This window comes from Streptomyces sp. NPDC058307, assembly GCF_042880295.1.
In the GTDB taxonomy this organism is placed as follows: Bacteria; Actinomycetota; Actinomycetes; order Streptomycetales; family Streptomycetaceae; genus Streptomyces.
The window spans coordinates 119,994-144,595 of record NZ_JBHVYZ010000016.1; the positions used below are offsets into that span (position 1 = coordinate 119,994).

Consider the following 24,602-nt stretch of genomic DNA (forward strand, 5'->3'; position numbering starts at 1 on the left):
GTTTGCGGCCCGGGGGCGCATCAAGGGTCTCACGAGGACAAGTGCGCGGGCGTGCGGTCCCAGTCTTCCGGAAGGAGCGGAACAGTCCAGGACGGATCGGGCCGCCAGTCGGGCCAGCCGTCCGAGAACGGCGGGCCCCAGTCACGGATCACCTCCACCGCGCAGCGCCCCGCCTCCCTGACCTGTTCGGCCAGGTCCGGGCCCATCAGCCCGTCCCGCTGGGCCTGCGCGAACTCGTCCTCGTCCCGCCACTGCCAAGAGCGGTCCGGGTCCACGGTGATGTCCAGGAAGTGGTCCTCGGAATCCACGCCCCCGGCCCAGCGCGCCAGCGGTTCCTCGAGGTTCACGTACCAGTTCTTGAACCGCCAGCCCGGCTCCCAGAACAGCCACACCGACCACGGCAGCCCCGGCCGCGCCAGCTTCAGCACCCCGGTGCCGAACCAGCGGTCCCGCCGCACAGAACGCGGCTTGGTGTAACGGGACTCCAGCGGCTCGGCGTGCACAGGCGTGCCGTCGGCCAGCACCGGCCGCACACACTCGGTGCCCGGTGCCAGCCACACGGCGAGCAGGTCCTCGTCGTCGCGTACGACGGTGACCGGGCGGGCGATGTGGAAGTGCGTGCCCGCGTTCTCCCGGTAGCGCCACAGGATCTGACTCCCGGGCTCCCAGAAGTGCGCCGACGTACCTGCTTCCACCGCTCTCACCGCTCCACCGTCTGCCATGCACAGATATTAGGTGCCATAGGCATACGACGCTGCGGTGCGCGTCACGGTTCACGCCGGCGCCGGGAAAGGTTACGGCCGTGTCATCCGCAGGACATCCAGCGCCTCGTCGAGCTGCTGCTCCGTCAGGTCGCCGCGCTCGACGTACCCGCTCTCCACCACGACCTGCCGGATCGTCTTCCGCTCGGCCAGGGCCTTCTTGGCGACCTTCGCGGCCTCCTCGTACCCGATGTACTTGTTGAGCGGGGTGACCACGGAGGGCGAGGACTCGGCGTACTCCCGGGCCCGCTCGCGGTGCGCGACGATCCCGTCGACGGTCCGGTCGGCGAGCAGCCGGGTGACGTTGGCGAGCAGCCGGACCGACTCCAGGACATTCTTGGCGATGACCGGCAGCATGACGTTGAGCTCGAAGTTGCCGGCCGCACCGGCGGTCGCGACGGTCGCGTCGTTGCCGATCACCTGGGCGGCGACCATGAGGACGGCCTCCGGGATCACGGGGTTGACCTTGCCGGGCATGATCGACGAACCGGGCTGGAGGTCGGGCAGGGAGATCTCCGCGAGCCCGGTCATGGGCCCGGAGGACATCCACCGCAGATCGTTCGCGATCTTCGTCAGGCCGACCGCGATGGTCCTGAGCTGCCCGCTGGTCTCGACGATCCCGTCCCGGGCACCCTGCGCCTCGAAGTGGTCCCGCGCCTCGGTGAGCGGCAGCCCGGTGGTGCGGGCGACCTCCTCGATGACGGCGGCGGAGAAACCGGGCGGGGTGTTGATGCCGGTGCCGACGGCGGTACCGCCGAGCGGCAGCTCGGCGAGCCGGGGAAGGGACGCCTGCAGCCGCTCGATCCCGTACCGCACCTGTGCCGCGTACCCCCCGAACTCCTGACCCAGCGTCACCGGGGTGGCGTCCATCAGATGGGTCCGCCCGGACTTCACGACGTCGGAGAACTCCTCGGACTTGCGGGCGAGGGCGTCGGCGAGGTGCTGGAGCGCGGGGATCAGGTCCCGGGTGACGGCGGCGGTGGCGGCGATGTGGATGGAGGAGGGGAAGACGTCGTTGGACGACTGGGAGGCGTTGACGTGGTCGTTGGGGTGCACGTCACGGCCGAGCCGCTCGGTCGCCAGGGTCGCGATGACCTCGTTGGCGTTCATGTTGGACGAGGTGCCGGACCCGGTCTGGAAGACGTCGACGGGGAAGTGCGCGTCCCAGTCACCGCGGGCCACCTCGTCGGCCGCCTCCTGGATGGCCTCCGCGATGTCCTTGTCGAGCACGTTCAGCCGCGCGTTCACCGTCGCGGACGCCCCCTTGATCCGGGCCAGCGCCTCGATGTGCGCGCGCTCGATCCGCTGCCCCGAGATCGGGAAGTTCTCCACGGCCCGCTGGGTTTGCGCCCGCCACCTGGCGTCCACCGGGACCCGGACCTCGCCCATGGAGTCGTGCTCGATACGAAACGCCTGTTCCTGCTGCTCGTCGGCCACTGCCGATCACCTCCGTCTTGGTCAGCGTCTGCCCCTGTGGCACCTATTCCTGCCATTGGCCCACGGCGTGTCACCGAGCTGCGGACACCAAAGGGACCCAGCTGCGGGTGCCCGCTCCGTCGGGCTGCGATGCGAGTGCGGGGTGAGCGGGCCGTTGCTCTTGCCGGCTCTTCGGGAGCGGAGCGGGGCAGGGGCGTCGGGGTGAGCCGCTCCGCAGGCTGGTGCAGCCGGGGTGGAGGGGCCGGGCTTGGCTTTGGACGGGGTGTTCAGTCCGCCCGCCGTATGAGGGCAAAGGCGGGGCGGAGGACCCGGGTGGGAGTGAGCGGCGTCCACCCCCCCCCCGCTGTCGGGCCGAACTGGGGGCGGGGCGCAGGCTCGGTGGGGTCGAGGGGGCACTCCGTCCCCGCCGCCCCGCTGGAGCCGCGTCTGCTGTGGCCCGCGCACGGGATGTGCGGAGGGGCCGGCCCTGGTTTTGGAAGCGGCCGTTGCCCGGGCTCGCTCGGCGGCACCCCTCAACTCGACCGGCGTCGGGGGCGGCGACGCCGTCGGGCCGAATCCGGGGCGGGGGCGCGGGCGGGTGGGGGCGAGGGGGGCGTAATCCATCCCGCCGCTCCGCAGGAGCTCCGTCCGTCCTGTGCCTGCGCCCCGCGGGAGCCCCCGGCAGCGGGGTCGAAGGGGCGGCAGCGGGGTCGAAGGGGCGGCAGCCCCTGGGGATGGGACGGGTAGGGGCGGCGGGGGCGAAAAACCCTCTCCGCCGCCCCCCCCGAAGGGCCCGAAGGGCGCTACGCCAGGCCAGGGCCGCGCACGGGGATCGTCGTGAACGTCGGGGCGGGTGCCGGGTCTTGGAAGAAGTCGTTGCCCTTGTCGTCGACCACGACGAACGCCGGGAAGTCCTCGACCTCGATCTTCCAGACCGCCTCCATGCCGAGTTCCTCGTACTCGACGACCTCGACCTTCTTGATGCAGTCCTGGGCGAGCCGGGCGGCCGGACCCCCGATGGAGCCGAGGTAGAAGCCGCCGTGCGCACCGCACGCGTCGGTGACCTGCTTACTGCGGTTGCCCTTGGCCAGCATCACCTTGGAGCCGCCCGCCGCCTGGAACTGCTCGACGTAGGAGTCCATGCGGCCGGCCGTCGTCGGACCGAAGGAACCGGACGCGTAGCCCTCGGGCGTCTTCGCCGGACCCGCGTAGTACACCGGGTGGTCCTTCAGGTACTGCGGCATCTCCTCGCCCGCGTCAAGACGCTCCTTGATCTTGGCGTGCGCGATGTCCCGGGCCACGACCAGCGGACCGGTCAGCGAAAGCCGCGTCTTCACCGGGTACTTGGTCAGCTCCGCGAGGATCGAGTCCATCGGCTGGTTGAGGTCGATCCTGACGACGTGACCGTCCGACTCGAGGTGCTCGTCCGTCGTCTCCGGCAGGAACCGCGCCGGGTCCGTCTCCAACTGCTCCAGGAAGACGCCCTCGGCGGTGATCTTCGCGACGGCCTGGCGGTCGGCGGAGCAGGAGACGGCGATGGCCACGGGGCAGGAGGCGCCGTGGCGGGGGAGGCGGACCACGCGCACGTCGTGGCAGAAGTACTTGCCGCCGAACTGCGCCCCGATCCCGATCTTCTGCGTCAGCTCGAAGACCTTCTCCTCCAGCTCCTTGTCCCGGAAGCCGTGCCCGAGCTCAGAGCCCTCGGCGGGAATCTCGTCCAGGTAGTGCGCGGAGGCGTACTTGGCCGTCTTGAGCGCGTACTCGGCGCTCGTACCGCCGACCACGATCGCCAGGTGGTACGGCGGACAGGCGGCCGTACCGAGCGAACGGATCTTCTCCTCCAGGAACTTCATCATGGAGGCCTCGTTCAGGACGGCCTTCGTCTCCTGGTACAGGAACGACTTGTTGGCCGAGCCGCCGCCCTTCGCCATGAACAGGAACTTGTACGCGCCGCCGTCGGTGGCGTACAGCTCGATCTGCGCGGGGAGGTTGGAGCCGGTGTTCTTCTCGTCCCACATGGTCAGCGGGGCCATCTGCGAGTAGCGCAGGTTGAGGTTCAGGTACGCGTCGTAGATGCCCTTCGACAGCGCCGCCTCGTCACCGCCCGCCGTGAGGACGTTCTGCCCGCGCTTGCCCATGACGATCGCCGTGCCGGTGTCCTGGCACATCGGGAGGACGCCGGCCGCCGCGATGTTCGCGTTCTTCAGCAGGTCCAGTGCCACGAACTTGTCGTTGCTCGACGCCTCGGGGTCGTCGATGATCCGCCGCAGCTGGGCGAGGTGCGCCGGCCGCAGGTAGTGCTGGATGTCGTGGATGGCCTCCGCGGCGAGCTTGCGCAGCGCCTCCGGCTCCACCTTGAGGAAGGTCCGCCCGTCGGCCTCGAAGGTGGAGACACCCTCGGAGGTCACCAGCCGATAGGGGGTGGTGTCCTCTCCCATGGGGAGCAGATCGGTGTACGCGAACTCAGGCATCTCAGCCCATTCCTCACTCTGCGGGTCGACCACCCGCCTCCGTCGGCGGGCCCCACCAGCCTAGGACCTGCCCAGGGACGGCAGGTTGTGAGGTAAGGCTCAGTAAGGTGCCGTGCGTTCGCCAAGAGTTGTCCACAGGCCTAGTCGCGATCTATCGCGTTTGGGTACGCTGCTGTCGTGGACCTTCAGAAGCCCGACCTTGCCCAGCCCGCGGGCCCCGCACCCGCGGGCCATGCACCCGCGGGCCCCGCACCCGCGGTGGCCGACCTGCGCGCCTCGGACGCCGACCGCGACCGTGTCGCCGACATCCTGCGCGAGGCCCTCGCCGAGGGCCGCCTCAGCGCTGACGAGCACGCCGAGCGGGTCGAGGGGGTGCTGAGCGCCAAGACGGTCGGCGAGCTGGAGGTCTTCATCCGGGACCTGCCGGCGGCGCACCAGCGCCGTACCGCCCCGGCCTGGACCCCGGCCCCCAACCGTCCGACCGACGCGATCCCCCCGGACCCGGACGACAACGTGGTGGCGGTCTTCAGCGCCGCCGTCCGCAAGGGCCGCTGGCGCGCGGGCCGCCGTATCCACGCCTACGCGATCTTCGGCAGCGTCGAGATAGACCTCAGCGAGGCGATCTTCGAGTACCGCCAGGTCGTCATCAAGGCGTTCTCGCTCTGCGGCAGCGTCGAGGTGCGGGTCCCCGAGAACATCTCGCTGCGCGGCACGGGAGTCGGCGTCCTCGGTGACTTCCAGGTGGACACGCTCGACTCGGCCGAGCCGGACGCGCCCGTGGTGTACGTCGACGGCTGGGCCGTCCTCGGCAGTGTCGACGCGAAACCGAAGCGCGGCAAGCTCGTCGCGGACATCCTCGACCGGGTTCAGCGTGCGGTCGATCGCAAGGTCGACAAGAGTTTGCGCAAACATCTGGATCGTTGACGCTTGTGAATCGAGGTGTGTCCGAAGCGAGAGGATCCGCCCCCGGGCGGCTCCGGGAAGCGCACGCGACCGCCCGGAGTCCAGCGGTTCGGGACTCAGTGCATAGGCGCGCGTACAGCGGGTAGGGCTTGCTCCATCGTCTCTCGCTCGCGAAGCCGTCGTCAGGAGTAGACCGTGCTGCAACCGCCGCATTCGTCCCTGCAGGTAGCTGCCGTTCCTGCCCAGCGGGTGCCAGTGCGGGACAGGGACCAAGACGCTCCATGGCACACCGAGGCGGTGTGCCGGCGCGACGAGGCCGGCCTGTTCTTCGCCCCGTCCAAGGAACCCACCGCCGCCAGGCTCTCGCGCGAGGAGGCCGCCAAGCGCGTCTGTGCCCGCTGTCCGGTCATGGTCGAGTGCCGCGAACACGCCCTGCTCCAGCCCGAGCCCTACGGTGTCTGGGGCGGCCTCACCGCAGCGGAACGCCGGGTCGTGCTGGCTCGCAGGCGCCGCCGCGACATGGAACTGAAGAACGCCGCGAGGGCGGCCCGCATAGCCCAGGCGGGCTGAGCACTCGCACAGGAAGGCGCCCCCACCGCACCGGGGGCGCCTTCCTGATCAACGGCGGGTGAACTCACCTGGGAGCGCGGGGCTGTATCGATGTGCGGCTCCGCCGCGTGGGCGCGACAAGCCACGACGTACCCGCAGCCGTCGAGGGCCGCGGCCGTGCGGGCCGCCGCACCGCCCCCGGGCTATTTGGCGCGGTCGAAGTCGATCGCGCTGTAGGCCCGCAGCTTGCTGAGCCGGTGCTCGGAGTCGATCCGCCGTACCGTCCCCGACTTCGACCGCATCACGATCGAGTCGGTCGTGGCCGTCTCCGAGCGATAGCGGACGCCCCGGAGCAGCTCCCCGTCGGTGATGCCCGTGGCCACGAAGAAGACGTTCTCCCCGGACACCAGGTCGTCGGTCGTCAGCACCCGGTCCAGGTCGTGTCCGGCGTCGATCGCCCGCGCCCGCTCCTCGTCGTCCTTCGGCCACAGCTTGCCCTGGATCGTGCCGCCGAGGCACTTCACGGCACAGGCCGAGATGATGCCCTCGGGCGTACCGCCGATGCCCAGCAGCATGTCTACGCCGGTGCCCTCGCGCAGCGCGTAGATCGACCCCGCGACGTCACCGTCGGAGATCAGTTTGATCCGCGCGCCGGCCTCCCGGATCTCCTTGATGATCCCTTCGTGCCGGGGCCGGTCGAGGACGACCACGGTCACGTCCTCCGGAGTGACCCGCTTGGCCTTGGCGACCCGCCGGATGTTCACGGAGACCGGCGCGTCGATGTCGACGAAGTCCGCGGCCTCCGGGCCTGTGACCAGCTTGTCCATGTAGAACACGGCGGACGGGTCGAACATCGACCCCCGGTCGGCCGCGGCCAGGACCGCGATCGCGTTCGGCATGCCCTTGGCGTTCAGCGTCGTTCCGTCGATCGGGTCGACGGCGATGTCGCACTCGGGCCCGGTCCCGTCGCCCACGCGCTCCCCGTTGAAGAGCATCGGGGCCTCGTCCTTCTCACCCTCGCCGATGACGACCACGCCGTTCATCGACACGGTGGAGACGAGGGCTCGCATGGCGCGCACCGCGGCGCCGTCGGCGCCGTTCTTGTCGCCCCGGCCGACCCAGCGGCCCGCGGCCATCGCGGCGGCTTCGGTCACCCGGACGAGTTCCAGGGCGAGGTTGCGGTCGGGGGCCTCGGAGGGGACTTCGAGTTCGGACGGAAGATGATGATGCTCGGTCATCGGAGCGCACCTTTCTGATACGACGACGGCCGGATGAGGGTTCGACCGTCGACTCTATCCCCAGTCCGACAAAATGAGCAGGGGACCCCACGGATGAGCGGACCGGGCACCTGCGACGATAGGGGGCGTGGCAGGTTCGAACGGCAAGCAGAAGACGGTCCGGGACATGATTCTCTCCCTGGGCCTGATCGGGATCGCGGCGGCGGTCATCTACGTGTTCATCCCGCACGACGACTCCGCTCCCGACATCAAGACGGTCGACTACCGCGTCGAGCTGCTCACGGCCCGCCGCGCGGCCTCGTACCCGGTCGCCGCGCCCGAAGGCCTGCCGGCCGGCTGGAAGGCGACCTCGGTGCGTTTCCAGGGCGACCAGTTCGACGCCTGGCACCTGGGCTTCCAGGCCCCCGGTGACCAGTACGTGCAGATCGAGCAGTCGACTCAGAAGCCGTCGGCGTTCATCGACGAGGCGAGCCAGGGCGCCGAGGCGACGAAGCAGACCCAGAAGATCGCGGGCCGCACCTGGACGCGGTACACGGGCGGCCGTTACGACGCCCTCGTGCACCAGGGCGACGGGGCGACGACGGTGGTCGCGGGCACGGGATCGCTCACCCAGCTGACCGAGATGGCGAAGTCGCTCAAGATGGCGTGAACCGCGCGAGAGGGGCCCGGCCGCTCGGCGGCCGGGCCCCTCGTCGTGTGTCAGCCGTCTCAGACGGTGGTGACGACCTCGTCGTAGGCCAGACGCGGGGAGCGCGGGAACCAGGCGTCGTCGCCCGGCTTGCCGATGTTGACGACCATCAGCGGGGTGTGGTCGTCGTCCAGGAACTCCTTGCGGACGCCCTCGAAGTCCAGACCGGTCATCGGGCCGGCGGCGAGGCCCGCGGCACGGACGCCGATGATGAAGTACGCGGCCTGCAGGGCGGCGTTCAGCGTGGCGGCACCCTCGCGGGCGGCGCGCTCGCCGAAGAAGACGTCCTTGGCCTGCGGGAAGTGCGGGAAGAGGTGCGGCAGCTCGTCGTGGAACTCGTTGTCCGCGGAGAGGATCGCGACCAGCGGGGCGGTGGCGGTCTTCGGCTGGTTGCCCTCGGCCATGTGCTGGACCAGGCGCTCGCGGGCCTCGGCGGAGCGGACCAGGGTGACGCGCAGCGGGCTCTGGTTGAAGGCGGTCGGGCCGTACTTGACCAGGTCGTAGATCGCCTGGACCTGCTCGTCGGTCACCGGCTCGTCGGTGAAGGTGTTCGCGGTACGGGCCTCGCGGAACAGCAGGTCCTGGGCGGCGGGGTCAAGAACGAGAGACATGGAGGAACCTTCTCAAGAGGTACGTGGGCCCCGGAAACGGACCGTGGACCGGTTGACGTCTCCGACCGTACTGGAATGAAGTTCAACCTTCAATCAAATCCTGGGCGTGGTGATCCGCTTCACAGACACCGGCTCTTCCGCCCGCGGCTACTCGGAGTCGCTCTCGCCGTCTTCCGACTCCTCGGCCAGTGCCGCGTCCAGCCGCGCCCGCGCGCCGTCCAGCCACCGTCGGCACACCTTGGCCAGCTCCTCGCCGCGCTCCCAGAGCGCGAGGGACTCCTCCAGCGTCGTACCGCCCGCCTCCAGCCGCCGTACGACCTCGATCAGCTCGTCCCGCGCCTGCTCGTACCCGAGCGCCTCTTCCGCCACCTTGCTGGTCATCCGCCCACCCTATGCATCGACTCGGACAGTGAACTCACCCTCGGCGACCCGCGCCCGCAGGCTCTCCTCCGCCGTCACCTCGTCCGGTGCCCGCACCACGTGCCCGTCGGCCTTCTGCAGCACGGCGTACCCGCGCTGGAGGGTCGCGGCGGGGGAGAGGGCCACCACGCGTGCGTGGGTGTGCGTCAACTCGGAGTCCGCGCGGTCCAGCAGGTGACCCAGCGTGCGGCGGCCGCGGTCGGCCAGGGCGGCCACATGGTCGGCGCGCTCGTCGATCATCCGGTGCGGATCCTCTATCGACGGCCGCGCGAGCGCCTGCGCCAGGCCCCGCTCCTCCCGCTGGAGGAAGGACCCGACACACCGCCGGGCACGGTCCCGCAGCGCCCGCACCCGCTCGTACTCCTCCCCGACATCCGGTACGACCTTCTTGGCCGCGTCCGTCGGCGTGGAGGCCCGCAGGTCGGCGACGTAGTCAAGCAGCGGGGTGTCCGGTTCGTGCCCGATCGCCGACACCACCGGCGTACGACAGGAGGCGACCGCCCGTACCAACTGCTCGTCGGAGAACGGCAGCAGATCCTCCACGCTGCCCCCGCCGCGCGCCACGATGATCACGTCCACGTCGTCCAGCGCGTCGAGCTCCTTGACCGCCTGCACGACCTGCGGGACGGCGTGCACCCCCTGCACCGGCACATTGCGCACCTCGAAGCGGACGGCCGGCCAGCGGTGCCGGGCGTTCTCCAGGACGTCCCGCTCGGCGGCCGAGGCCCGCCCGCAGACCAGCCCGATGAGCTGCGGCAAGAACGGCAGCGGTTTCTTGCGCTCCTGCGCGAACAGCCCCTCCGCGCCCAGCGCCTTCTTCAGCTGCTCAAGGCGCGCGAGCAGCTCACCGACCCCGACCGGCCTTATCTCGGTGGCCCGCAGCGAGAGCTGCCCCCGCGGCGCGTACCACTCCGGCTTCGCCAGTACGACGACCCGGGCGCCCTCGCTGACGACATCGGCGACGTCGTCGAAGACCTGCCGGAAACACGTCACGCTCACCGAGATGTCGTACGACGGATCGCGCAGCGTGAGGAAGACCACACCCGCGCCCGGGCGCCGGGAGAGCTGGGTGATCTGACCCTCGACCCACACGGCGCCGAGACGGTCGATCCAGCCGCCGATGAGGCGCGACACCTCGCCGACGGGCAGAGGCGTTTCGGGGGTCGAGTTCACAGCCATGCCGCGAGCGTAACGGCCGGGTACGACAACGCACCGTCACCGCCGGCGAACTACGTGCTGCGCTGGGCGACCAGCACCCCGAGCCCGACCAGGAAACCGGACTCCTCGCCGAGCCCCGCGCGCGTAGGCGAACACCGACCCCGCCCGGGGGACGCGTCGAACCATCTGGGCGTAACTGAATGCGGTGAACGCCGTCGCCACGGTGGCGACGACATGGACGAGCGCGACCGCCCCGTGCGACTTCGCGTCAAGGGCGCCGTGGACGCCGACGCGGGCCATGGGGGCGATGAGCAGCAGCCCGTGGCCGACGAGGTCCTGAAAGCCCAGGCTGCGCCGCAGGCCGCCGTGTTCCTCCTCGGCCGTACGGCCCGCCGTACCGGTACCGGACATCGTGCCTCCGCCCGGCCCTCGTCCGCCCCGCTGCCTACCTCTCCTGTTCGCTTTTCCCAGGAAGGTCACGGGCACGCGATCTTTGACCGGCCGAACGCGGCCTTACGATGGGACCCATGACCGCTTCGCCTGGCCGCCGTGTCCTGCTCGCCGCCCCCCGTGGTTACTGCGCGGGTGTGGACCGCGCCGTGATCGCCGTCGAGAAAGCCCTGGAGCAGTACGGCGCTCCGGTATACGTCCGGCACGAGATCGTCCACAACAAGTACGTCGTGCAGACCCTGGAGAAGAAGGGCGCCATCTTCGTCGAGCGCACGGAGGAGGTCCCGCCGGGCAACATCGTCATGTTCTCGGCGCACGGCGTCGCCCCCGTCGTGCACGAGGAGGCCGCGCGCGGCAGGCTCGCCACCATCGACGCGACCTGCCCGCTGGTCACCAAGGTCCACAAGGAGGCCGTCCGCTTCGCGAACGAGGACTACGACATCCTCCTGATCGGGCACGAGGGCCACGAGGAGGTCATCGGCACCTCCGGCGAGGCCCCCGAGCACATCACCCTCGTCGACGGCCCCTCGGACGTCGCCAAGGTCGAGGTCCGCGACGAGTCGAAGGTCGTTTGGCTCTCCCAGACCACGCTCTCCGTCGACGAGACCATGGAGACGGTCGACGCCCTCAAGGAGAAGTTCCCGCAGCTCATCTCCCCGCCCAGCGACGACATCTGCTACGCCACGCAGAACCGCCAGCTCGCGGTCAAGCAGATGGGCGCCGAGGCCGAGCTGGTCATCGTGGTCGGCTCCCGCAACTCCTCCAACTCCAAGCGGCTCGTCGAGGTCGCCAAGCTGGCCGGCTCCCGCGAGGCCTACCTCGTGGACTTCGCGGCCGAGATCGACGAGGCCTGGCTCCAGGGCGTGACCACGGTCGGTGTGACCTCGGGCGCCTCGGTGCCGGAGGTGCTCGTCGAGGAGGTCCTGGAGTGGCTGTCGCAGCGCGGCTACGGCGACGTGGAACTCGTCAAGGCCGCCGAGGAGTCCATCACCTTCTCCCTCCCGAAGGAACTGCGGCGGGACCTGCGCGAGGAGGCCGCGGCGCTGGTCGCGGAGCGCAAGGGGACCTCCCCGGCGTGACTGTCAGTCGTCCGTCGTAACGTAGGGCCATGCAGATCTTCGGCTTGGACATCGGCGGATCCGGGATCAAGGGCGCCCCAGTGGACCTGGACAAGGGCGACCTCACCCAGGAGCGGCACAAGGTGCTCACCCCGCACCCGGCGACGCCCGACAGCGTGGCCGACGGGGTGAAGGAGGTCGTGGACCACTTCGGATGGACCGGCCCGGTCGGGCTGACCTTCCCGGGCGTGGTCACCGGCGGCTCCCACATCCGTACGGCGGCCAACGTCGACAAGAGCTGGATCGACACCGACGCGCGCGCGTTGTTCAGCGACCGGCTCGGCGGCCTGCCGGTGACCGTGGTCAACGACGCGGACGCGGCGGGCGTCGCAGAGATGAGCTTCGGCGCGGGCAAGGACCGCAAGGGCACCGTCATCCTGCTCACCCTGGGCACCGGCATCGGCAGCGCGGTCTTCGTCGACGGCGTCCTCGTCCCCAACACCGAGCTGGGCCACCTCGAACTGCACGGCCACGACGCGGAGAAGAAGGCCTCCAGCAAGGCCAGGGAGGACGAGGAACTCACCTGGGAACACTGGGCCCACCGCGTCCAGAAGTACCTCGCCCATGTCGAGATGCTCTTCTCGCCCGAGCTGTTCATCATCGGCGGCGGCGTCAGCCGCAAGGCCCAGAAGTTCCTGCCCCACATCGAGGGCATCAAGGCCGAGATCGTCCCGGCCCAGCTGCAGAACAACGCGGGGATCGTGGGGGCGGCGATGCGGGCGGTGCAGGAGTAAGGGGCTGCGGGGGCGTAGGGGGAGGGGCGCATCGCGTGTCCGGCATCGACTGGCCTCGCGCCGAGGGCACCCCGAGCCGCCGCGTCACCGGCGCCGCTCAGCGCGAGGGCGCGGCCCCCGAGGGGAACAGCCCGGGAGCCGCACCTCCTGCCGTCGGCCCGCGTCCCGGTCAGCGCCAGCGGCCCCGCACCAGGCGGATCCTGCGGACCAGGGCGATGAGGCCGGCGGCCAGGGTGCCGGCGTAGAGCCAGCCGGCCTGCGTGGCCAGGGCGGTGAACAGACCCATCAGTCGCCCCGAGGTGCCGCCGCCGTTGTCGGCGACCGGGACGAGCCCGACGGCGAAGGCGATCGGGACGACGATCGGGGCGGTCAGCAGGTCGCCCCGGCGTATCCAGACCGACGTCAGCACACTGACCGGCACGAACAGCACGCCGTATGTCGTCAGCGACGAGCCGAACAGCACGGAGACGAGGCAGCCCAGCACGAACATCAGCGCACCGCAGAACAGGCCGGCGCCGAGCCCGGTGAGCCGGGGGTTCGGCAGCCGCCGCAGCCGCCGCAGCGTGCGGACCACCGGCGGTGTGGGTCTGCCGGCCATCGGCGGCCGTCGCTCACCGCGGGCCTGCGCGGGCAGCTGCGCTCCTTGGGCCGGTCGTCGCGTTCCGTTGTGCGGGGGTCGTGTCCTGTGTTGCTCCACTGGACCAACCTAGGTCTGTTTATGTGCGGAATCGCGCCCGGGACACGCCGTGGGAAAGACCTTGGCCAAGCGTTCGAGAGGGCCGCCGGAGCGTGCTGCGGCACGCCGTAGACTGGTGGATCGGCCCCCTGGCCGCCCAGTCTCCTCACGTCTCCTCTCACGTACGGGAAGTCGCAACGTGTCGCTCACGATCGGAATCGTCGGCCTGCCGAATGTCGGCAAGTCGACCCTGTTCAACGCCCTGACCAAGAACGACGTGCTGGCGGCCAACTACCCGTTCGCCACGATCGAGCCGAACGTCGGCGTGGTCGGCGTCCCGGACGCGCGCCTGACGAAACTGGCCGAGATCTTCTCCTCGCAGAAGATCATTCCGGCCACCGTCGACTTCGTGGACATCGCCGGCATCGTGAAGGGCGCCTCCGAGGGCGAGGGCCTGGGCAACAAGTTCCTCGCGAACATCCGCGAGTCCGACGCGATCTGCCAGGTCATCCGCGCCTTCAAGGACGAGAACGTCGTCCACGTCGACGGCAAGGTCTCGCCCAAGGACGACATCGAGACGATCAACACCGAGCTGATCCTCGCCGACCTCCAGACCATCGAGAAGGTCCTGCCCCGCCTCCAGAAGGAGTCGCGGATCAAGAAGGACATCGCCCCCAAGGTCGCGGCCGTGGAGGCGGCGAAGGAGATCCTGGAGAAGGGCGACACGCTGTTCTCCACGGGCATCGTCCAGGGCTCCGGCAACGAGGAGCTGCTGCACGACCTGCACCTGCTGACGACGAAGCCCTTCCTGTACGTCTTCAACGTCGACGAGGACGAGCTGGTCGACGAGTCCTTCAAGGACGAGCAGCGCGCCCTGGTCGCCCCCGCCGAGGCGATCTTCCTCAACGCCAAGCTGGAGGCGGACCTCGCCGAGCTCGACGAGGAGGACGCGATGGAGCTCCTGGAGTCGGTCGGCGCCGAGGAGCCCGGCCTCGCCACCCTCGCCCGCGTCGGCTTCAACACCCTCGGCCTGCAGACCTACCTCACGGCCGGCCCCAAGGAGTCCCGCGCCTGGACCATCAAGAAGGGCGCCACCGCCCCCGAGGCCGCCGGAGTCATCCACACCGACTTCCAGAAGGGCTTCATCAAGGCGGAGGTCATCTCCTTCGACGACCTGGTGGAGACGGGGTCCGTCGCCGAGGCGCGCGCAAAGGGGAAGGCGCGGATGGAGGGCAAGGACTACGTGATGCAGGACGGGGACGTGGTGGAGTTCCGCTTCAACGTGTGATCGAAGGGGGCGGGCTCTGGCGAGCCCGGCCCCTTCGGTGTTCCCGTGCTGACTTGGTGCTGACTCCTAGTCGCCTCGCGGCGGGGTGAGCTTGTCGAGATCCAGGACGACCTCGAAGGGCACAGGGCGCTCGAGGGTGCCCCGGTAGATACCGGCGGGTGCGTAGACGCCAGTCGGTTCGTCGAGTTCGTAGACGTGCACGACGGGAGCGCCGCCTTCATCCTCAATGCACCAGTAGTGCGGGATGCCGGCCTCTGCGTACTTGCGGAGCTTGACTGTACGGTCTCGGTGTGCGGACTCGGGTGAGACGACCTCGATGACGAGTCGTACCTCGTGTGGTGCGAACCAGGTGCGGTTTCCGTCGTAGTCGGCCGTCGTCAGCAGCAGATCCGGCTCGGGCCGGTTTCGGTCATCGAGCTTGATGGTCATCTCACGGCCGACCCTGAGATCGCCGGGCGCCTGCTCCATGAGAGCGACGGTGAGCATGGTGACGAGGTGGCCGTGCCACCACCTCTGCGGCGACATCATGAAGACAAGCGCTCCGTCGATCAGCTCGGTGTGGCGTGGTGCCTCGGGGAGGCGGTCCAGATCCTCCGCGAACCAGCCTTCCGCGCGCGGCGGGCGCATCCAGTCGGGCAGTGCGGTCATGGCACTACCGTAACCACTCGCGACAACCCGGGCCACGAGATCGTCGACGTAGGACATCGCTCTGTTCCCTGTTCATCGCCCACCTTCGGTGACGTTGCTGGTTCTGTGCCGACTGCGCCCCCGAAAGTGCATCTCTGCAGGTCGCAACGTTGTGGTGGTCGGCGTGAACTGCATCGGCGTGAACCCGCCCTACCTGATGGAGGGGGTCACTCATGTCAATAACTGCGAGCGAAGCCCGCAAGGCTCTCTTTCCGCTGATCAAGAAGATCAACGACGATCACGAGGCCATCGAGATCGTGTCCAAGCACGGCAACGCCGTGCTCGTCTCGGCTGAGGGCTACGCGGCACTGCGTGCGGGCTCGTACCTGCTGCGCTCGCCTGCGAACGCACGGCGACTGCTCAACGCTTCGGCGGCGGCCAGGTCCGGGCGGCCGGTGGCGAGCCCTTCCGGGGTGAAGGCGCCGTGCTCCGCCCTCCCGTCTGTCGGACGGTGGGTCACCGAGGGCTGAGCGCGCGTCCCTTGTCGTCTGCGATGCGCAGTTGCAGCCAGATGGAGAGCCGGTCGTCGGACTGATCGAGCGGCAGGCCGAACAGTTCGGTGGTGCGGCGCAGGCGGTATCGAAGAGTGTTGGTGTGCACACCCAGTCGCGCCGCCGCTTCGGCCACGTTGCCCACCGCCTCCAGCCAGGCGAGAAGGGAGGCGGCGAAGTCCGTACCGTGGTCGGCGTCGTGGGCGACCAGGGCGGCCACACTCGGGTGGTGCAGGCGCGGTTCGGAGGCGAGTTCGTCGCCCACCCGGGCCAGCAGAAGCCGCGCCTGTACGTCGGCCAGTGCGGCCACGCGGGGTGCGTCGGGGTGAGCGGTGGTCACCCTGAGGATGTCGTCCACCTCCCGGCGCATCGCCGGAAGCGCTGCCGGATCCGTCTCGGTGGGGGCGACCGCCGCCCGTACGAAGTCGCCGAAGGAGTCGCGGAGGGCGGCGAGCACGCTGTGGGCCAGCCGGGTCGCGGCCGGGGAGCCGCCGCCCGGCAGCAGAACGTAGATGGCTCGTGAGGTCGTGGCGATGCTCGCGTCGGGGCGAAACGGCACGATGTGGCGTGCCAGGGCATGGCCGAGGTGTGCGGTGAGTGCGAGCAGGCCCGCCGCGTCGGTGGAGGCGGCGAAGGCGAGAAGGCCGAGCTCGGCCCGTGGAGGGATGGACAACCGGAAGGTCGTCTCGTGCGTGGCCCACAGGCCCTCCAGCGCGCCCAGCAGCGCGCTCTCGCGCTTTTGGAGTTCGAGTTCGTTCGCGTTGCGGTTGCGCAGGATGTGCAGCGCCGCCAACCGTGCGCAGTCGGCCAGTGCTTTCTCTCCTTCGCCGCTGATGCCATGGGGACCCTCGACGGCCCAGATGGTGCCGAGGGGCTGGGTTCCGGCCTTGATGGCGACGGCCGCGCGCGGCAGGGCGCCCAGTGCTTCGGGGAAACGGACCACCCCGTCGGAGCCGAGCACGATGCGATAGCGCTCGAGGTTGTGGTCGATCTCCGGAACCCTGCGGCTCAGAATCCCTTCCTGGCGCAGGGAGTCGATGCGCTGGTCCGGCGATGACGAATAGGCCATCACCCGACGGTCCAGGTCCTCGATCGCCACTGATCCGCCGATGACGGCTCCGGCCGCGTTCGCGAGGGTGAACAGCCCCTCCTCGGTGCCGCCCGTCGGTTCGCCGCCCATACCTTCCGAGCCCAGAACGGACAGCAGAAGAGCGTCGAGGTGGCGCCAGGAGATCTCGTCGGCCGCGGCGAAAAGCGCGAGCCCCCTCTGGGACGCCTCTGCGACGACGTCGGCGGTGTCCGCCCCCCTCACCTTCAGCACCATGGCGCAGTACCCCCGGCCGGCGGCGTCCCGTACGAGCTGGGTCGCCGCGGGCTGGTCGGGCTGGAGTCCCGGCATGAGCAGGAGCTGGTCCGCGCCCGGGGGCAGGGGGTCGGCGGGGTCGTGCAGGACGGTCCCCCGCACGGGCTGTTCCGACCCGTGCGGTACGGCCAGCACGGTGAGGACCGGCGATCCGATGGTCTCGACGAGGCGGCCGAGGGTGACGACCCCGTCGTTCGTCCGATCCGACAACCACATGCCGAAATCCTAGGCCAATCGGATTAGGACGGCCAGCGTGTGCGGATTGAAGAATTCCCAGCAACAGCTCGCACCGGGGTTCCGGCATTTCCCTTTCGGTGCCCTGTTCATCGTTCATCCTCCGAATTGGAGACCTCACATGGTCAGAGTTCGCCTTGCCGCCGCGATCGCGGCGGTCGCCGCGGGAACGCTCCTCACTGCCTGTAGCGGCGCGTCGGACACCTCCACGAAGCAGACGGCGGCCACGGCGACCGTCGCGCGCGACGCCAGGGCGGCCAAGCTGCTGCCCGCACGTTTCAAGAGCGGAATCGACGTGGCCAGTGGCGTCTACGCGCCAATGGAAATGCTGGATTCCCAGCAGAAGTTCACCGGGTTCGACTACGACCTGGGGCAGGCGCTCGGCGCCAAGCTGGGCGTGTCGTTCAACTTCACAAACCAGGCGTTCGACAGCATCATCCCGTCACTCCAGTCCGGCAAGCACGACATCATCATGTACGGGATGAATGACACGCCGGAGCGGCAGAAGAGTCTGTACTTCGTCGACTACTTCCACGCCGGCATGGACATCGTGGTGAAGAAGGGGAACCCCGAGAAGATCGGCAACGTGCTCGACCTGTGCGGCAAGTCCGTGGCGGTCGCCAAGGCCACCACGCAGGCCGCTCTCATGAGGTCCCAGGCATCGGCGTGCAAGGCCGCCGGGAAGAGCCCGATCACGGTGGTCGAGCTGCCCAGCGAGGGTGACGCCCTGGTCGCCGTCCGCGCAGGCAAGGCCACCGCTGACGTCCTGGACGCCGCGGTCGCCGAGTACAACGCCCGGACAGCGGGCAACGGCAAGGAGTTCGAGGTCGTACGCGATCCGGCGCACCCCACCGGATACGCGCCCGTCTACACCGGTGTCGGAGTGCTCCGCAAGGACCACGACCTCGTGCTCGCCCTCAAGTCGGCGCTGGACTCGCTTGTCGAGGACGGCACCTACCGACAGATCCTGAAGAAGTACGGCCTGACGTCCTATGGCGTCACGTCGGCGAAGGTGAACGCCGGATGACGGCCGCCCTGTCCGGCCTCACCGCCCCGGGCACTGCCAGGACGCATGACGTGGCCGCCGCGCCCCGCCGCCATCCGGGGCGGTGGTTCGCCGCCCTCGCGCTGGGAGTGCTGTGCGCGGGCTGGGTGCTCTCGCTCTGGGGCAACCACAACATCGACCACGCCACGATCACCGACTTCCTCTTCGACGGACGGATCGTCCAAGGCGTCCTGCTCACGGTCGCGTTGACCGCCTGCTCGATGCTGCTGGCCACGGCGCTCGCCATCACGCTCGCGGTGATGCGGCTGTCCGTGAACCCCGTTCTGCGGGTGGTGTCATGGGCGTACACCTGGTTCTTCCGGGGTACGCCGCTGTTGGTCCAGATCGTGTTCTGGGGATATCTCGGCCTGCTGTACCAGAAGATCGGCCTCGGTATCCCCCTCACCTCGGTCCAGTTCTTCTCCGCGGACACCAACGTGATCGTCACGCCCTTCGTCGCCGGTCTGCTGGCCCTGGGGATGAACGAGGCCGCCTACGCATCCGAGATCGTCCGCGCGGGGCTGCTCTCCGTCGATCACGGGCAGGTCGAGGCGGCCCACTCGCTGGGCATGTCGCCCGCCTACACCCTGCGGCGCATCGTCGTACCCCAGGCGATGCGGGTGATCATCCCGCCGATGGGCAACGAGACGATCTCCATGCTCAAGAACACCGCCCTGCTCCAGCTGATCGCGGTGCCGGAGCTCTACACGCGGGCCAGCTGGATCTCCGCGCAGAACCTGAGTCAGGTGGAGCTGCTGATCGTCGCCAGCGCCTGGTACCTGGTGCTCACCTCGGTGCTCTCCATACCGCAGTACTACCTCGAACGCCGCTACGGCCGCGGTGCCCACCGCGACCTGCCGATGACACCGTGGCAGCAGGCCCGCCAGAGTGTCGGCCGACTCCGGACCCGCCTCGCGCAGGTCGCGCACGCCGCCCCCCGCAACACCAGGACGGAGACGGGCACATGACCATCCAGAGCTTCGGCGGCCATCGGCCGCTGGTGGAAGCGCGAGGCGTCCGCAAGCAGTTCGGTGCGCTCCAGGTACTCAAGGGAATCGATCTCGAAGTCGGGCGTGGAGAGGTGATGTGCCTGCTCGGACCCTCCGGTTCGGGCAAATCGACCTTCCTGCGCTGCATCAACCACCTCGAAAGGGTCGACGGCGGGCGCATCTACGTCGACGGCGAGTTGATGGGCTACCAGGAACACGGCTCCCGTGCCAGGGAGATGAAGCCGAAGGAGATCGCCGCCCAGCGCCGGAACATCGGCATGGTCTTCCAGCGGTTCAACCTGTTCCCCCACCTCACCGCCCTGGAGAACATCACCGAGGCTCCGGTCGGGGTAGCGCACCGCAACCGGGCCGACGCACGCTCGCGCGGCATGGAACTGCTGCGGCAGGTCGGCCTCGCCGAGCACGCCGGGGCCTATCCCGCCCACCTGTCGGGCGGTCAGCAGCAGCGGGTCGCCATCGCCCGCGCGCTCGCGATGGAACCGAAACTGATGCTCTTCGACGAACCGACCTCCGCGCTGGACCCCGAACTCGTCGGCGACGTCCTGGCCGTGATGCGCGACCTGGCGAGGAGCGGAATGACGATGATCGTGGTGACCCATGAGATCGGCTTCGCCCGGGAAGTGGCGGACCACGTCGTCTTCATGGACGACGGCATCGTCGTCGAGTCGGGTGCGCCCTCCCAGGTCATCAGTGATCCGCAGCACGAGCGGACGAGGGTCTTCCTCGACAGTGTCCTGTGACCGCGACCGCTACCCCTACCTCCTTCGCACCACACCGAGAGGGACCGAACCCTGTGCTTGACGTCGTTCGCCGGCCGGTGATCGCGGTAACGGCCGGGAGGGATCTGCCTCTCCGCCCGTCCGCTCTGAGGCTGGCCGAGAGCTGTGTACGTACGCTGACGAACTCCGGCGCCGTGCCGGTCGTGCTCGTGCCGGGCATGGACGCCGCCGCGGTTCGCCAGGTGCTGGGTACCGTCGACGGCCTGCTTCTGCCGGGCGGAGTGGACGCAGCCGACCCGCATCCGCGCCACTTCGGTGAGGAGCTACGGCCCGAGACGCTCGTCGACGAGGACCTCGACGCGCTGGAGATCACGGCGATCGACTGCGCGACCGCCTCGGGGATGCCCGTACTCGGTGTCTGCCGAGGCTGCCAGATCCTCAACGTGGCCCTCGGCGGCAGCCTTATCCAGCATCTGGAGCCGGGTGAGGTGACCCACCTTCAGGACCTGCGATCGCGTCCGGAGGCACACGCCCTTCTGCTGGAACCGGGGTCTCGCCTCGCCGAACTGGCCGGCACACGACTGCTGCAGGTCAACAGCCTTCACCATCAGGCCATCGCCCGCATCGCCCCGGCACTGAGGGTGGTCGGCACGGCCGAGGACGGCGTCGTGGAAGCCGTCGAGGCGACCGACCCCGACCGGTGGATCGTCGGAGTCCAGTACCACCCGGAGGAGTTGTCCGACCGTCCGGCGCACCGTCGGCTCTTCGACGACTTCGTCTCCCACTGCGCCCGGTACGCGGCCGAACGGCAGCCGGTCGGGCGAGAGTTCGCAAGGAAGCAGGCCCCATGACGAACGTGAACGCTTCCGCGGCAGAACGACGCGAACGAATCCTGCGCGCTGCCGTACGGCAGGGGCTCGTCGAGCCCGACCATGCCGTCCTGGCCGCTTTCGTCGACCTCGACGGCGTCGCCGCGAGCGTGGCGGCCCTCCATGCGGCCTTCCCGGACACCGTGAGCGTCCTGCACACCTTCGCTGCGAAGGCGAACTGCCTGGTCCCCGTGCTGGAGGAGCTGCGTACCCTCGGCATGGGCTGCGAGGTGGCCAGCGCCGGCGAACTCGCCCAGGCCCTGGCCGCCGGATTCGCGCCGGAGCAGATCGTCTTCGACTCCCCGGCCAAGACCCGCTCGGAGTTGACGCGGGCTCTTGAGCTGGGTGTCGCGGTGAACGCCGACAACTTCCAGGAACTCGCCCGCATCGACGAGAGCCTCGCGTCTCGTCCCTCCGCCTCCCGGATCGGCGTACGCCTCAACCCCCAGGTCGGGGGTGGTGAGATAGCGGAGATGAGCACAGCCACCGCGACCTCCAAGTTCGGCATCCCGCTGGAGGACGACGGGAACCGGGGGCGCCTCCTGGAGGCGTACCGCGCTCGCCCCTGGCTGACCTGGGTCCACGCGCATGTCGGTTCGCAGGGCTGCCCGCTGGAACTGATCGCCGAGGGCATCGCCCAGGCCGTGGCGTTCGCCGACGAGGTCAACCTGAAGCTCGGCCGACGCCAGCTGACCGGCATCGACATCGGTGGGGGACTCCCCGTCAACTTCCTCGACGACGAGACCACTCCCGGCTTCGACGAGTACGTCAAGTGCCTTCAGACCCATGTGCCCGCCCTGTTCAGCGGCGAGTACCGGGTCGTCACCGAGTTCGGCCGGTCCCTCCTGGCCAAGAACGGGTTCACCGCCGCCTGCGTGGAATACACGAAGACCTCCGGCGGACGCCCCATCGCCATCACCCACGCCGGCGCCCAGGTGGCGACCCGGACGGTGTTCATGCCGTCGTCCTGGCCACTGCGGATCACCGCACACGGCCCCGACGGGAGCCTCAAGGCAGGCGAGCCGGTACCCCAGGACATCGCCGGCCCCTGCTGCTTCGCCGGCGACCTGCTCGCCCGGGCCCGTCCGCTGCCGATGCTCGCGCCCGGCGACATCGTCTGTCTCCTCGACACCGGCGCGTACTACTCCTCCACCCCCTTCCACTACAACAGTCTGCCCGACCCCGCCGTCCACGGAGTGCGCATCGATCCGCAGGGGAACATCGAGTTCCTGCCGCTGCGACCCGCGGAGACCATCCGGCACGTCCTCGCACGGACCGGCTGGTGAACAGCGCGTCCGCGGAACTCACGCAATTGCACACGGCGCGCGGTTCACCGGCGAGGAGCGCGGGCCTCACGGGGGCACTGATCGGCCCCTGGAGCGAACTGTCGGCCACGTAGCCGCCGCACCATTCGCTGCCGACTCGTTCGAACCGTGCTGATTCTGTGCTGACCTTGATCTCTTGGACGCTCGTTTCCGCAGGTGGGAGCGCTGTGGTGAATGTTCCGCTTCAACGTTTAGACGCAGATCCACCACGTTGCCTTTGTTGAATGCGCAGGTCAGAGGGGCTCGACTCGTCGGAGTCGAGCCCCTGGCTCTTTCCCGTGCCGGGATGGTGCTGGGATGTCTGATGGGCTGTCGCTTGTTTTGCCCTGCTTCGGGTGCGTCAGTGGTACGTTATTCGGTACCATTAGGCAGAGGGAGTCAATCCATGTCGATAACTGCGAGCGAAGCCCGTAAGGCTCTCTTCCCGCTGATCAAGAAGGTCAACGACGATCACGAGGCCATCGAGATCGTGTCCAAGCATGGCAACGCCGTGCTCGTCTCTGCCGAGGATTACGCGGCACTGCGCGAAGGCTCGTACCTGCTGCGGTCGCCTGCGAACGCGCGGCGACTGCTCAAGGCGTACGAGAATGCCCTGGGCAACATCAATGTGTCGGAGCGTGAGCTGATCGATCCGGATGTGGCGGATCCTGCTGAAGGTGCCGAGTGAGGCTTGTCTTCGAGGATCAGGGCTGGGAGGACTACACGTCCCGGCTCAAGAACGACCGCAAGATGCTTGCTCGGATCAACAAGCTCATCGAGGACGTCAAGCGTGACCCCTTCACGGGGATCGGCAAGCCCGAGCCGCTCAAGTACCACTTGCCCGGGGCGTGGTCGAGGCGGATCGACGACGAACACCGCCTCGTCTACCTGGTCACGGACAAAGAGATCGTGATCCTCGCAGCCCGCTATCACTACTGACCGCAGGGCCGTTCGTGCTGGGTTGCCGCTCTCGTGCCGGATTGATGCCGGGGGCGATCGAAGGGGATGTTTCCGCAGGGCAAGGCCAGGACCCGACGGGCAGCACTCCAGATTCTCCAAGCCAGGCCATATCCATGGCCTGGCGGATTCACTACTGGGTTTCCTCGTCTCAGGCGCTGACCCACCGCGCCATACCTTCGAAGACGTCGAGCGTGCGGCTGTGCCCGGGACCGAACCAGGTAGTGCAGTCCCGACCGAGAAGGTCGTACAGTTCGGCGGCTCCGCGCACGTCACCGCTGTGCCCAGTGAGGTCGGCAAGTTCCCTGCGCGCTGTGATGACCAGAGCATGGTCATGGCCGTGCTTCCAGACAAGCCGCCGTACGGTGAGTTCGACAGCGCTGAGTTGATCCGCGAAGCCGTCGCCGGACACGGATGCGTTCGGGCCCGGTGCGGAGCCGTAAACACGTTGCTCTGCTCCGGAAGCGTCGAGGTCCCGTTCGATCTCCTTGATCGCATCGTCCAAGGCAAGGAATTTCAGAGCTGCTTCGCGGCCGAGCATCCCTTCGCGGGCACGCCACACGTCTCCGAATCCGCCACTACCGATGTGGTCGACCAGTTCGAAGCGGTCGCTCAGACCGACGAAGCGGCGGCCGCCGCCGGGGCCCGTCATCACTCTTTCTGACGCGCTGGGTCAACGCCCGGTTCAGGACGGCGGCGGCGGTCCTGGCACTGTCCCGGCCTTCGCGGCTGAGCTCCTGCTTGCGTGCCGGGACTCGCCGCCACTCGGTGATCGCCAGAATGACGGCAGCGGTTGCGAGGGTGGCGGCTACGACCCCTGCCGGGACGGGCGTCGCACGCCGTTCAGGCACCCGGTCGTCGCCACCGCACACATGGGCCATGACCCCGTGGGTAGTCGGGCCGTGGAACGCGAGCGGGATCAGCGCCCCCCGCGCCTTTGACGTGCCGATCGGAGCAGCCATGACTGATCACTCTTCCAACGGCGTCGCCCCCGCCGTGCACCTGGCCCTGCGCGCCGTCGTGGCCGGCGACGCGGACGAAGCCGAGCTGGACACCCTTGCAGGCAGCGAGGTCCTCGTCCCCACTGCCGACGCCGTCGCGCAAGGTGGGGTTCCCGGAGAGGTGACACTGCCCGTCTACCAGGTCGAGGACGGCACCGAACTGGTGCCGGTGTTCACCACGCAGACACGTATGCAACACGCGCTCCCGCAGATCACGGAGCATCAGCAGGTGACACTCGGCGTCCTCGCCCACCGCTGGCCGTCCGAGAAGCTCGCGCTGGTCATCGACGCCGGAACGCCGGAAGAGCTGGCACTGACGGCTCAGGGCGTCAAGCAGTTGCTCGACCGCGACGTCGCCTGAGCACCGAGGTCACGCCCGGGGCTTCGCCTCGATGACGGTGTCGGGGGGGATGGTGCGGGTGACGAGGGCCTGGACGGTGT

The 24,602-nt window shown here is 69.1% G+C and carries 26 protein-coding genes and 1 pseudogene; 15 read left to right on the plus strand and 12 right to left on the minus strand.

Annotated elements, in window-relative coordinates:
• Positions 1-29: 29 nt before the first annotated feature.
• From ACFVYN_RS14815 to ACFVYN_RS14825, 3 genes are all read right to left on the minus strand, one after another.
• Positions 30-722 carry a DUF402 domain-containing protein gene (locus ACFVYN_RS14815; RefSeq protein WP_389997621.1) on the minus strand — a complete coding sequence of 231 codons (693 nt, stop codon included), beginning with the start codon at positions 720-722 and terminating at the stop codon, positions 30-32.
• A 72-nt stretch (positions 723-794) separates the two neighbouring features.
• Complete coding sequence (locus ACFVYN_RS14820) at positions 795-2,198, minus strand: class II fumarate hydratase (RefSeq protein WP_389997624.1); 1,404 nt, start codon at positions 2,196-2,198, stop codon at positions 795-797.
• 782 nt (positions 2,199-2,980) lie between these two features.
• Positions 2,981-4,648 carry a fumarate hydratase gene (locus ACFVYN_RS14825; RefSeq protein WP_389997626.1) on the minus strand — a complete coding sequence of 556 codons (1,668 nt, stop codon included), beginning with the start codon at positions 4,646-4,648 and terminating at the stop codon, positions 2,981-2,983.
• Between the two features lie 177 nt (positions 4,649-4,825).
• Here ACFVYN_RS14825 and ACFVYN_RS14830 point away from each other — a divergent pair, with 177 nt between their 5' ends.
• Positions 4,826-5,572 (plus strand): DUF1707 domain-containing protein, encoded by a 747-nt coding sequence (locus tag ACFVYN_RS14830; RefSeq protein ID WP_389997629.1) that lies wholly within the window; start codon positions 4,826-4,828, stop codon positions 5,570-5,572.
• Positions 5,573-5,746: 174 nt separating this feature from the next.
• Complete coding sequence (locus tag ACFVYN_RS14835; protein WP_164432724.1) at positions 5,747-6,121, plus strand: WhiB family transcriptional regulator; 375 nt, start codon at positions 5,747-5,749, stop codon at positions 6,119-6,121.
• Between the two features lie 182 nt (positions 6,122-6,303).
• On the opposite strand, the gene glpX is transcribed toward ACFVYN_RS14835, so the two are convergent.
• Positions 6,304-7,338 (minus strand): class II fructose-bisphosphatase, encoded by a 1,035-nt coding sequence (gene glpX, locus ACFVYN_RS14840; RefSeq protein ID WP_352388913.1) that lies wholly within the window; start codon positions 7,336-7,338, stop codon positions 6,304-6,306.
• Positions 7,339-7,465: 127 nt separating this feature from the next.
• Here glpX and ACFVYN_RS14845 point away from each other — a divergent pair, with 127 nt between their 5' ends.
• The gene (locus ACFVYN_RS14845) at positions 7,466-7,987 is read left to right on the plus strand and encodes a DUF4245 domain-containing protein (protein WP_389997633.1); all 522 of its coding nucleotides are present in this window, start codon (positions 7,466-7,468) and stop codon (positions 7,985-7,987) included.
• 59 nt (positions 7,988-8,046) lie between these two features.
• Here the strand turns inward: ACFVYN_RS14845 and ACFVYN_RS14850 are convergent, their stop codons facing one another.
• From ACFVYN_RS14850 to ACFVYN_RS14865, 4 genes and pseudogenes are all read right to left on the minus strand, one after another.
• On the minus strand, positions 8,047-8,637 hold the full coding sequence (locus ACFVYN_RS14850) for a malonic semialdehyde reductase (protein ID WP_389997636.1): 591 nt from the start codon (positions 8,635-8,637) through the stop codon (positions 8,047-8,049).
• A gap of 147 nt (positions 8,638-8,784) precedes the next feature.
• A complete protein-coding gene (locus ACFVYN_RS14855) occupies positions 8,785-9,018 on the minus strand; it encodes an exodeoxyribonuclease VII small subunit (RefSeq protein ID WP_352388910.1) in 234 nt (77 codons plus the stop codon).
• Between the two features lie 9 nt (positions 9,019-9,027).
• A complete protein-coding gene (xseA, locus tag ACFVYN_RS14860; protein WP_389997640.1) occupies positions 9,028-10,236 on the minus strand; it encodes an exodeoxyribonuclease VII large subunit in 1,209 nt (402 codons plus the stop codon).
• An 83-nt stretch (positions 10,237-10,319) separates the two neighbouring features.
• A pseudogene (locus ACFVYN_RS14865) lies at positions 10,320-10,626 on the minus strand (amino acid permease); the annotation flags it as partial.
• Between the two features lie 116 nt (positions 10,627-10,742).
• Here ACFVYN_RS14865 and ACFVYN_RS14870 point away from each other — a divergent pair.
• Positions 10,743-11,744, plus strand: coding sequence for a 4-hydroxy-3-methylbut-2-enyl diphosphate reductase (locus ACFVYN_RS14870; RefSeq protein WP_389997642.1), 1,002 nt, complete (start codon positions 10,743-10,745; stop codon positions 11,742-11,744).
• Between the two features lie 29 nt (positions 11,745-11,773).
• Complete coding sequence (gene ppgK, locus ACFVYN_RS14875) at positions 11,774-12,517, plus strand: polyphosphate--glucose phosphotransferase (RefSeq protein WP_389997645.1); 744 nt, start codon at positions 11,774-11,776, stop codon at positions 12,515-12,517.
• 169 nt (positions 12,518-12,686) lie between these two features.
• Here ppgK and ACFVYN_RS14880 read toward each other — a convergent pair whose 3' ends face one another.
• On the minus strand, positions 12,687-13,214 hold the full coding sequence (locus ACFVYN_RS14880; RefSeq protein ID WP_389997648.1) for a DUF6542 domain-containing protein: 528 nt from the start codon (positions 13,212-13,214) through the stop codon (positions 12,687-12,689).
• A gap of 178 nt (positions 13,215-13,392) precedes the next feature.
• Between ACFVYN_RS14880 and ychF the strand changes: the two genes are divergently transcribed.
• Positions 13,393-14,481 carry a redox-regulated ATPase YchF gene (gene ychF / locus ACFVYN_RS14885; RefSeq protein WP_389997650.1) on the plus strand — a complete coding sequence of 363 codons (1,089 nt, stop codon included), beginning with the start codon at positions 13,393-13,395 and terminating at the stop codon, positions 14,479-14,481.
• A 66-nt stretch (positions 14,482-14,547) separates the two neighbouring features.
• Here the strand turns inward: ychF and ACFVYN_RS14890 are convergent, their stop codons facing one another.
• Positions 14,548-15,129 carry a Uma2 family endonuclease gene (locus ACFVYN_RS14890; protein ID WP_389997653.1) on the minus strand — a complete coding sequence of 194 codons (582 nt, stop codon included), beginning with the start codon at positions 15,127-15,129 and terminating at the stop codon, positions 14,548-14,550.
• Positions 15,130-15,341: 212 nt separating this feature from the next.
• Between ACFVYN_RS14890 and ACFVYN_RS14895 the strand changes: the two genes are divergently transcribed.
• Entirely contained in the window at positions 15,342-15,638 is a 297-nt protein-coding gene (locus tag ACFVYN_RS14895) for a type II toxin-antitoxin system Phd/YefM family antitoxin (RefSeq protein WP_389997655.1), read from the plus strand.
• Here ACFVYN_RS14895 and ACFVYN_RS14900 read toward each other — a convergent pair.
• A complete protein-coding gene (locus tag ACFVYN_RS14900; protein ID WP_389997658.1) occupies positions 15,625-17,238 on the minus strand; it encodes a PucR family transcriptional regulator in 1,614 nt (537 codons plus the stop codon). The genes ACFVYN_RS14895 and ACFVYN_RS14900 overlap by 14 nt on opposite strands.
• A gap of 139 nt (positions 17,239-17,377) precedes the next feature.
• On the opposite strand from ACFVYN_RS14900, the gene ACFVYN_RS14905 reads away from it, so the two are divergent.
• The 7 genes from ACFVYN_RS14905 to ACFVYN_RS14935 all read left to right on the plus strand — a co-directional run bounded on the left by ACFVYN_RS14905 (position 17,378) and on the right by ACFVYN_RS14935 (position 23,142).
• Positions 17,378-18,283: an ABC transporter substrate-binding protein gene (locus ACFVYN_RS14905; RefSeq protein WP_389997660.1), complete on the plus strand. Its 906-nt coding sequence runs from the start codon at positions 17,378-17,380 to the stop codon at positions 18,281-18,283.
• Complete coding sequence (locus tag ACFVYN_RS14910) at positions 18,280-19,269, plus strand: amino acid ABC transporter permease (protein ID WP_389997663.1); 990 nt, start codon at positions 18,280-18,282, stop codon at positions 19,267-19,269. Before ACFVYN_RS14905 ends, ACFVYN_RS14910 begins: the two co-directional genes overlap by 4 nt.
• Positions 19,266-20,051, plus strand: a complete 786-nt coding sequence (locus ACFVYN_RS14915; RefSeq protein WP_389997665.1) for an amino acid ABC transporter ATP-binding protein — start codon at positions 19,266-19,268, stop codon at positions 20,049-20,051. The genes ACFVYN_RS14910 and ACFVYN_RS14915 overlap by 4 nt, the downstream gene beginning before the upstream one ends.
• A 77-nt stretch (positions 20,052-20,128) precedes the next feature.
• Positions 20,129-20,881 carry a gamma-glutamyl-gamma-aminobutyrate hydrolase family protein gene (locus ACFVYN_RS14920; protein ID WP_389997722.1) on the plus strand — a complete coding sequence of 251 codons (753 nt, stop codon included), beginning with the start codon at positions 20,129-20,131 and terminating at the stop codon, positions 20,879-20,881.
• A complete protein-coding gene (locus ACFVYN_RS14925; protein WP_389997668.1) occupies positions 20,878-22,185 on the plus strand; it encodes a diaminopimelate decarboxylase in 1,308 nt (435 codons plus the stop codon). Before ACFVYN_RS14920 ends, ACFVYN_RS14925 begins: the two co-directional genes overlap by 4 nt.
• Before the next feature lie 424 nt (positions 22,186-22,609).
• Complete coding sequence (locus ACFVYN_RS14930) at positions 22,610-22,891, plus strand: type II toxin-antitoxin system Phd/YefM family antitoxin (protein ID WP_389997671.1); 282 nt, start codon at positions 22,610-22,612, stop codon at positions 22,889-22,891.
• Positions 22,888-23,142 (plus strand): Txe/YoeB family addiction module toxin, encoded by a 255-nt coding sequence (locus ACFVYN_RS14935; RefSeq protein WP_389997674.1) that lies wholly within the window; start codon positions 22,888-22,890, stop codon positions 23,140-23,142. Before ACFVYN_RS14930 ends, ACFVYN_RS14935 begins: the two co-directional genes overlap by 4 nt.
• Positions 23,143-23,311: 169 nt before the next feature.
• On the opposite strand, the gene ACFVYN_RS14940 is transcribed toward ACFVYN_RS14935, so the two are convergent.
• A complete protein-coding gene (locus ACFVYN_RS14940; protein ID WP_389997677.1) occupies positions 23,312-23,812 on the minus strand; it encodes a hypothetical protein in 501 nt (166 codons plus the stop codon).
• A 308-nt stretch (positions 23,813-24,120) separates the two neighbouring features.
• On the opposite strand from ACFVYN_RS14940, the gene ACFVYN_RS14945 reads away from it, so the two are divergent.
• On the plus strand, positions 24,121-24,522 hold the full coding sequence (locus ACFVYN_RS14945; RefSeq protein WP_389997680.1) for an SseB family protein: 402 nt from the start codon (positions 24,121-24,123) through the stop codon (positions 24,520-24,522).
• Positions 24,523-24,602: the final 80 nt, after the last annotated feature.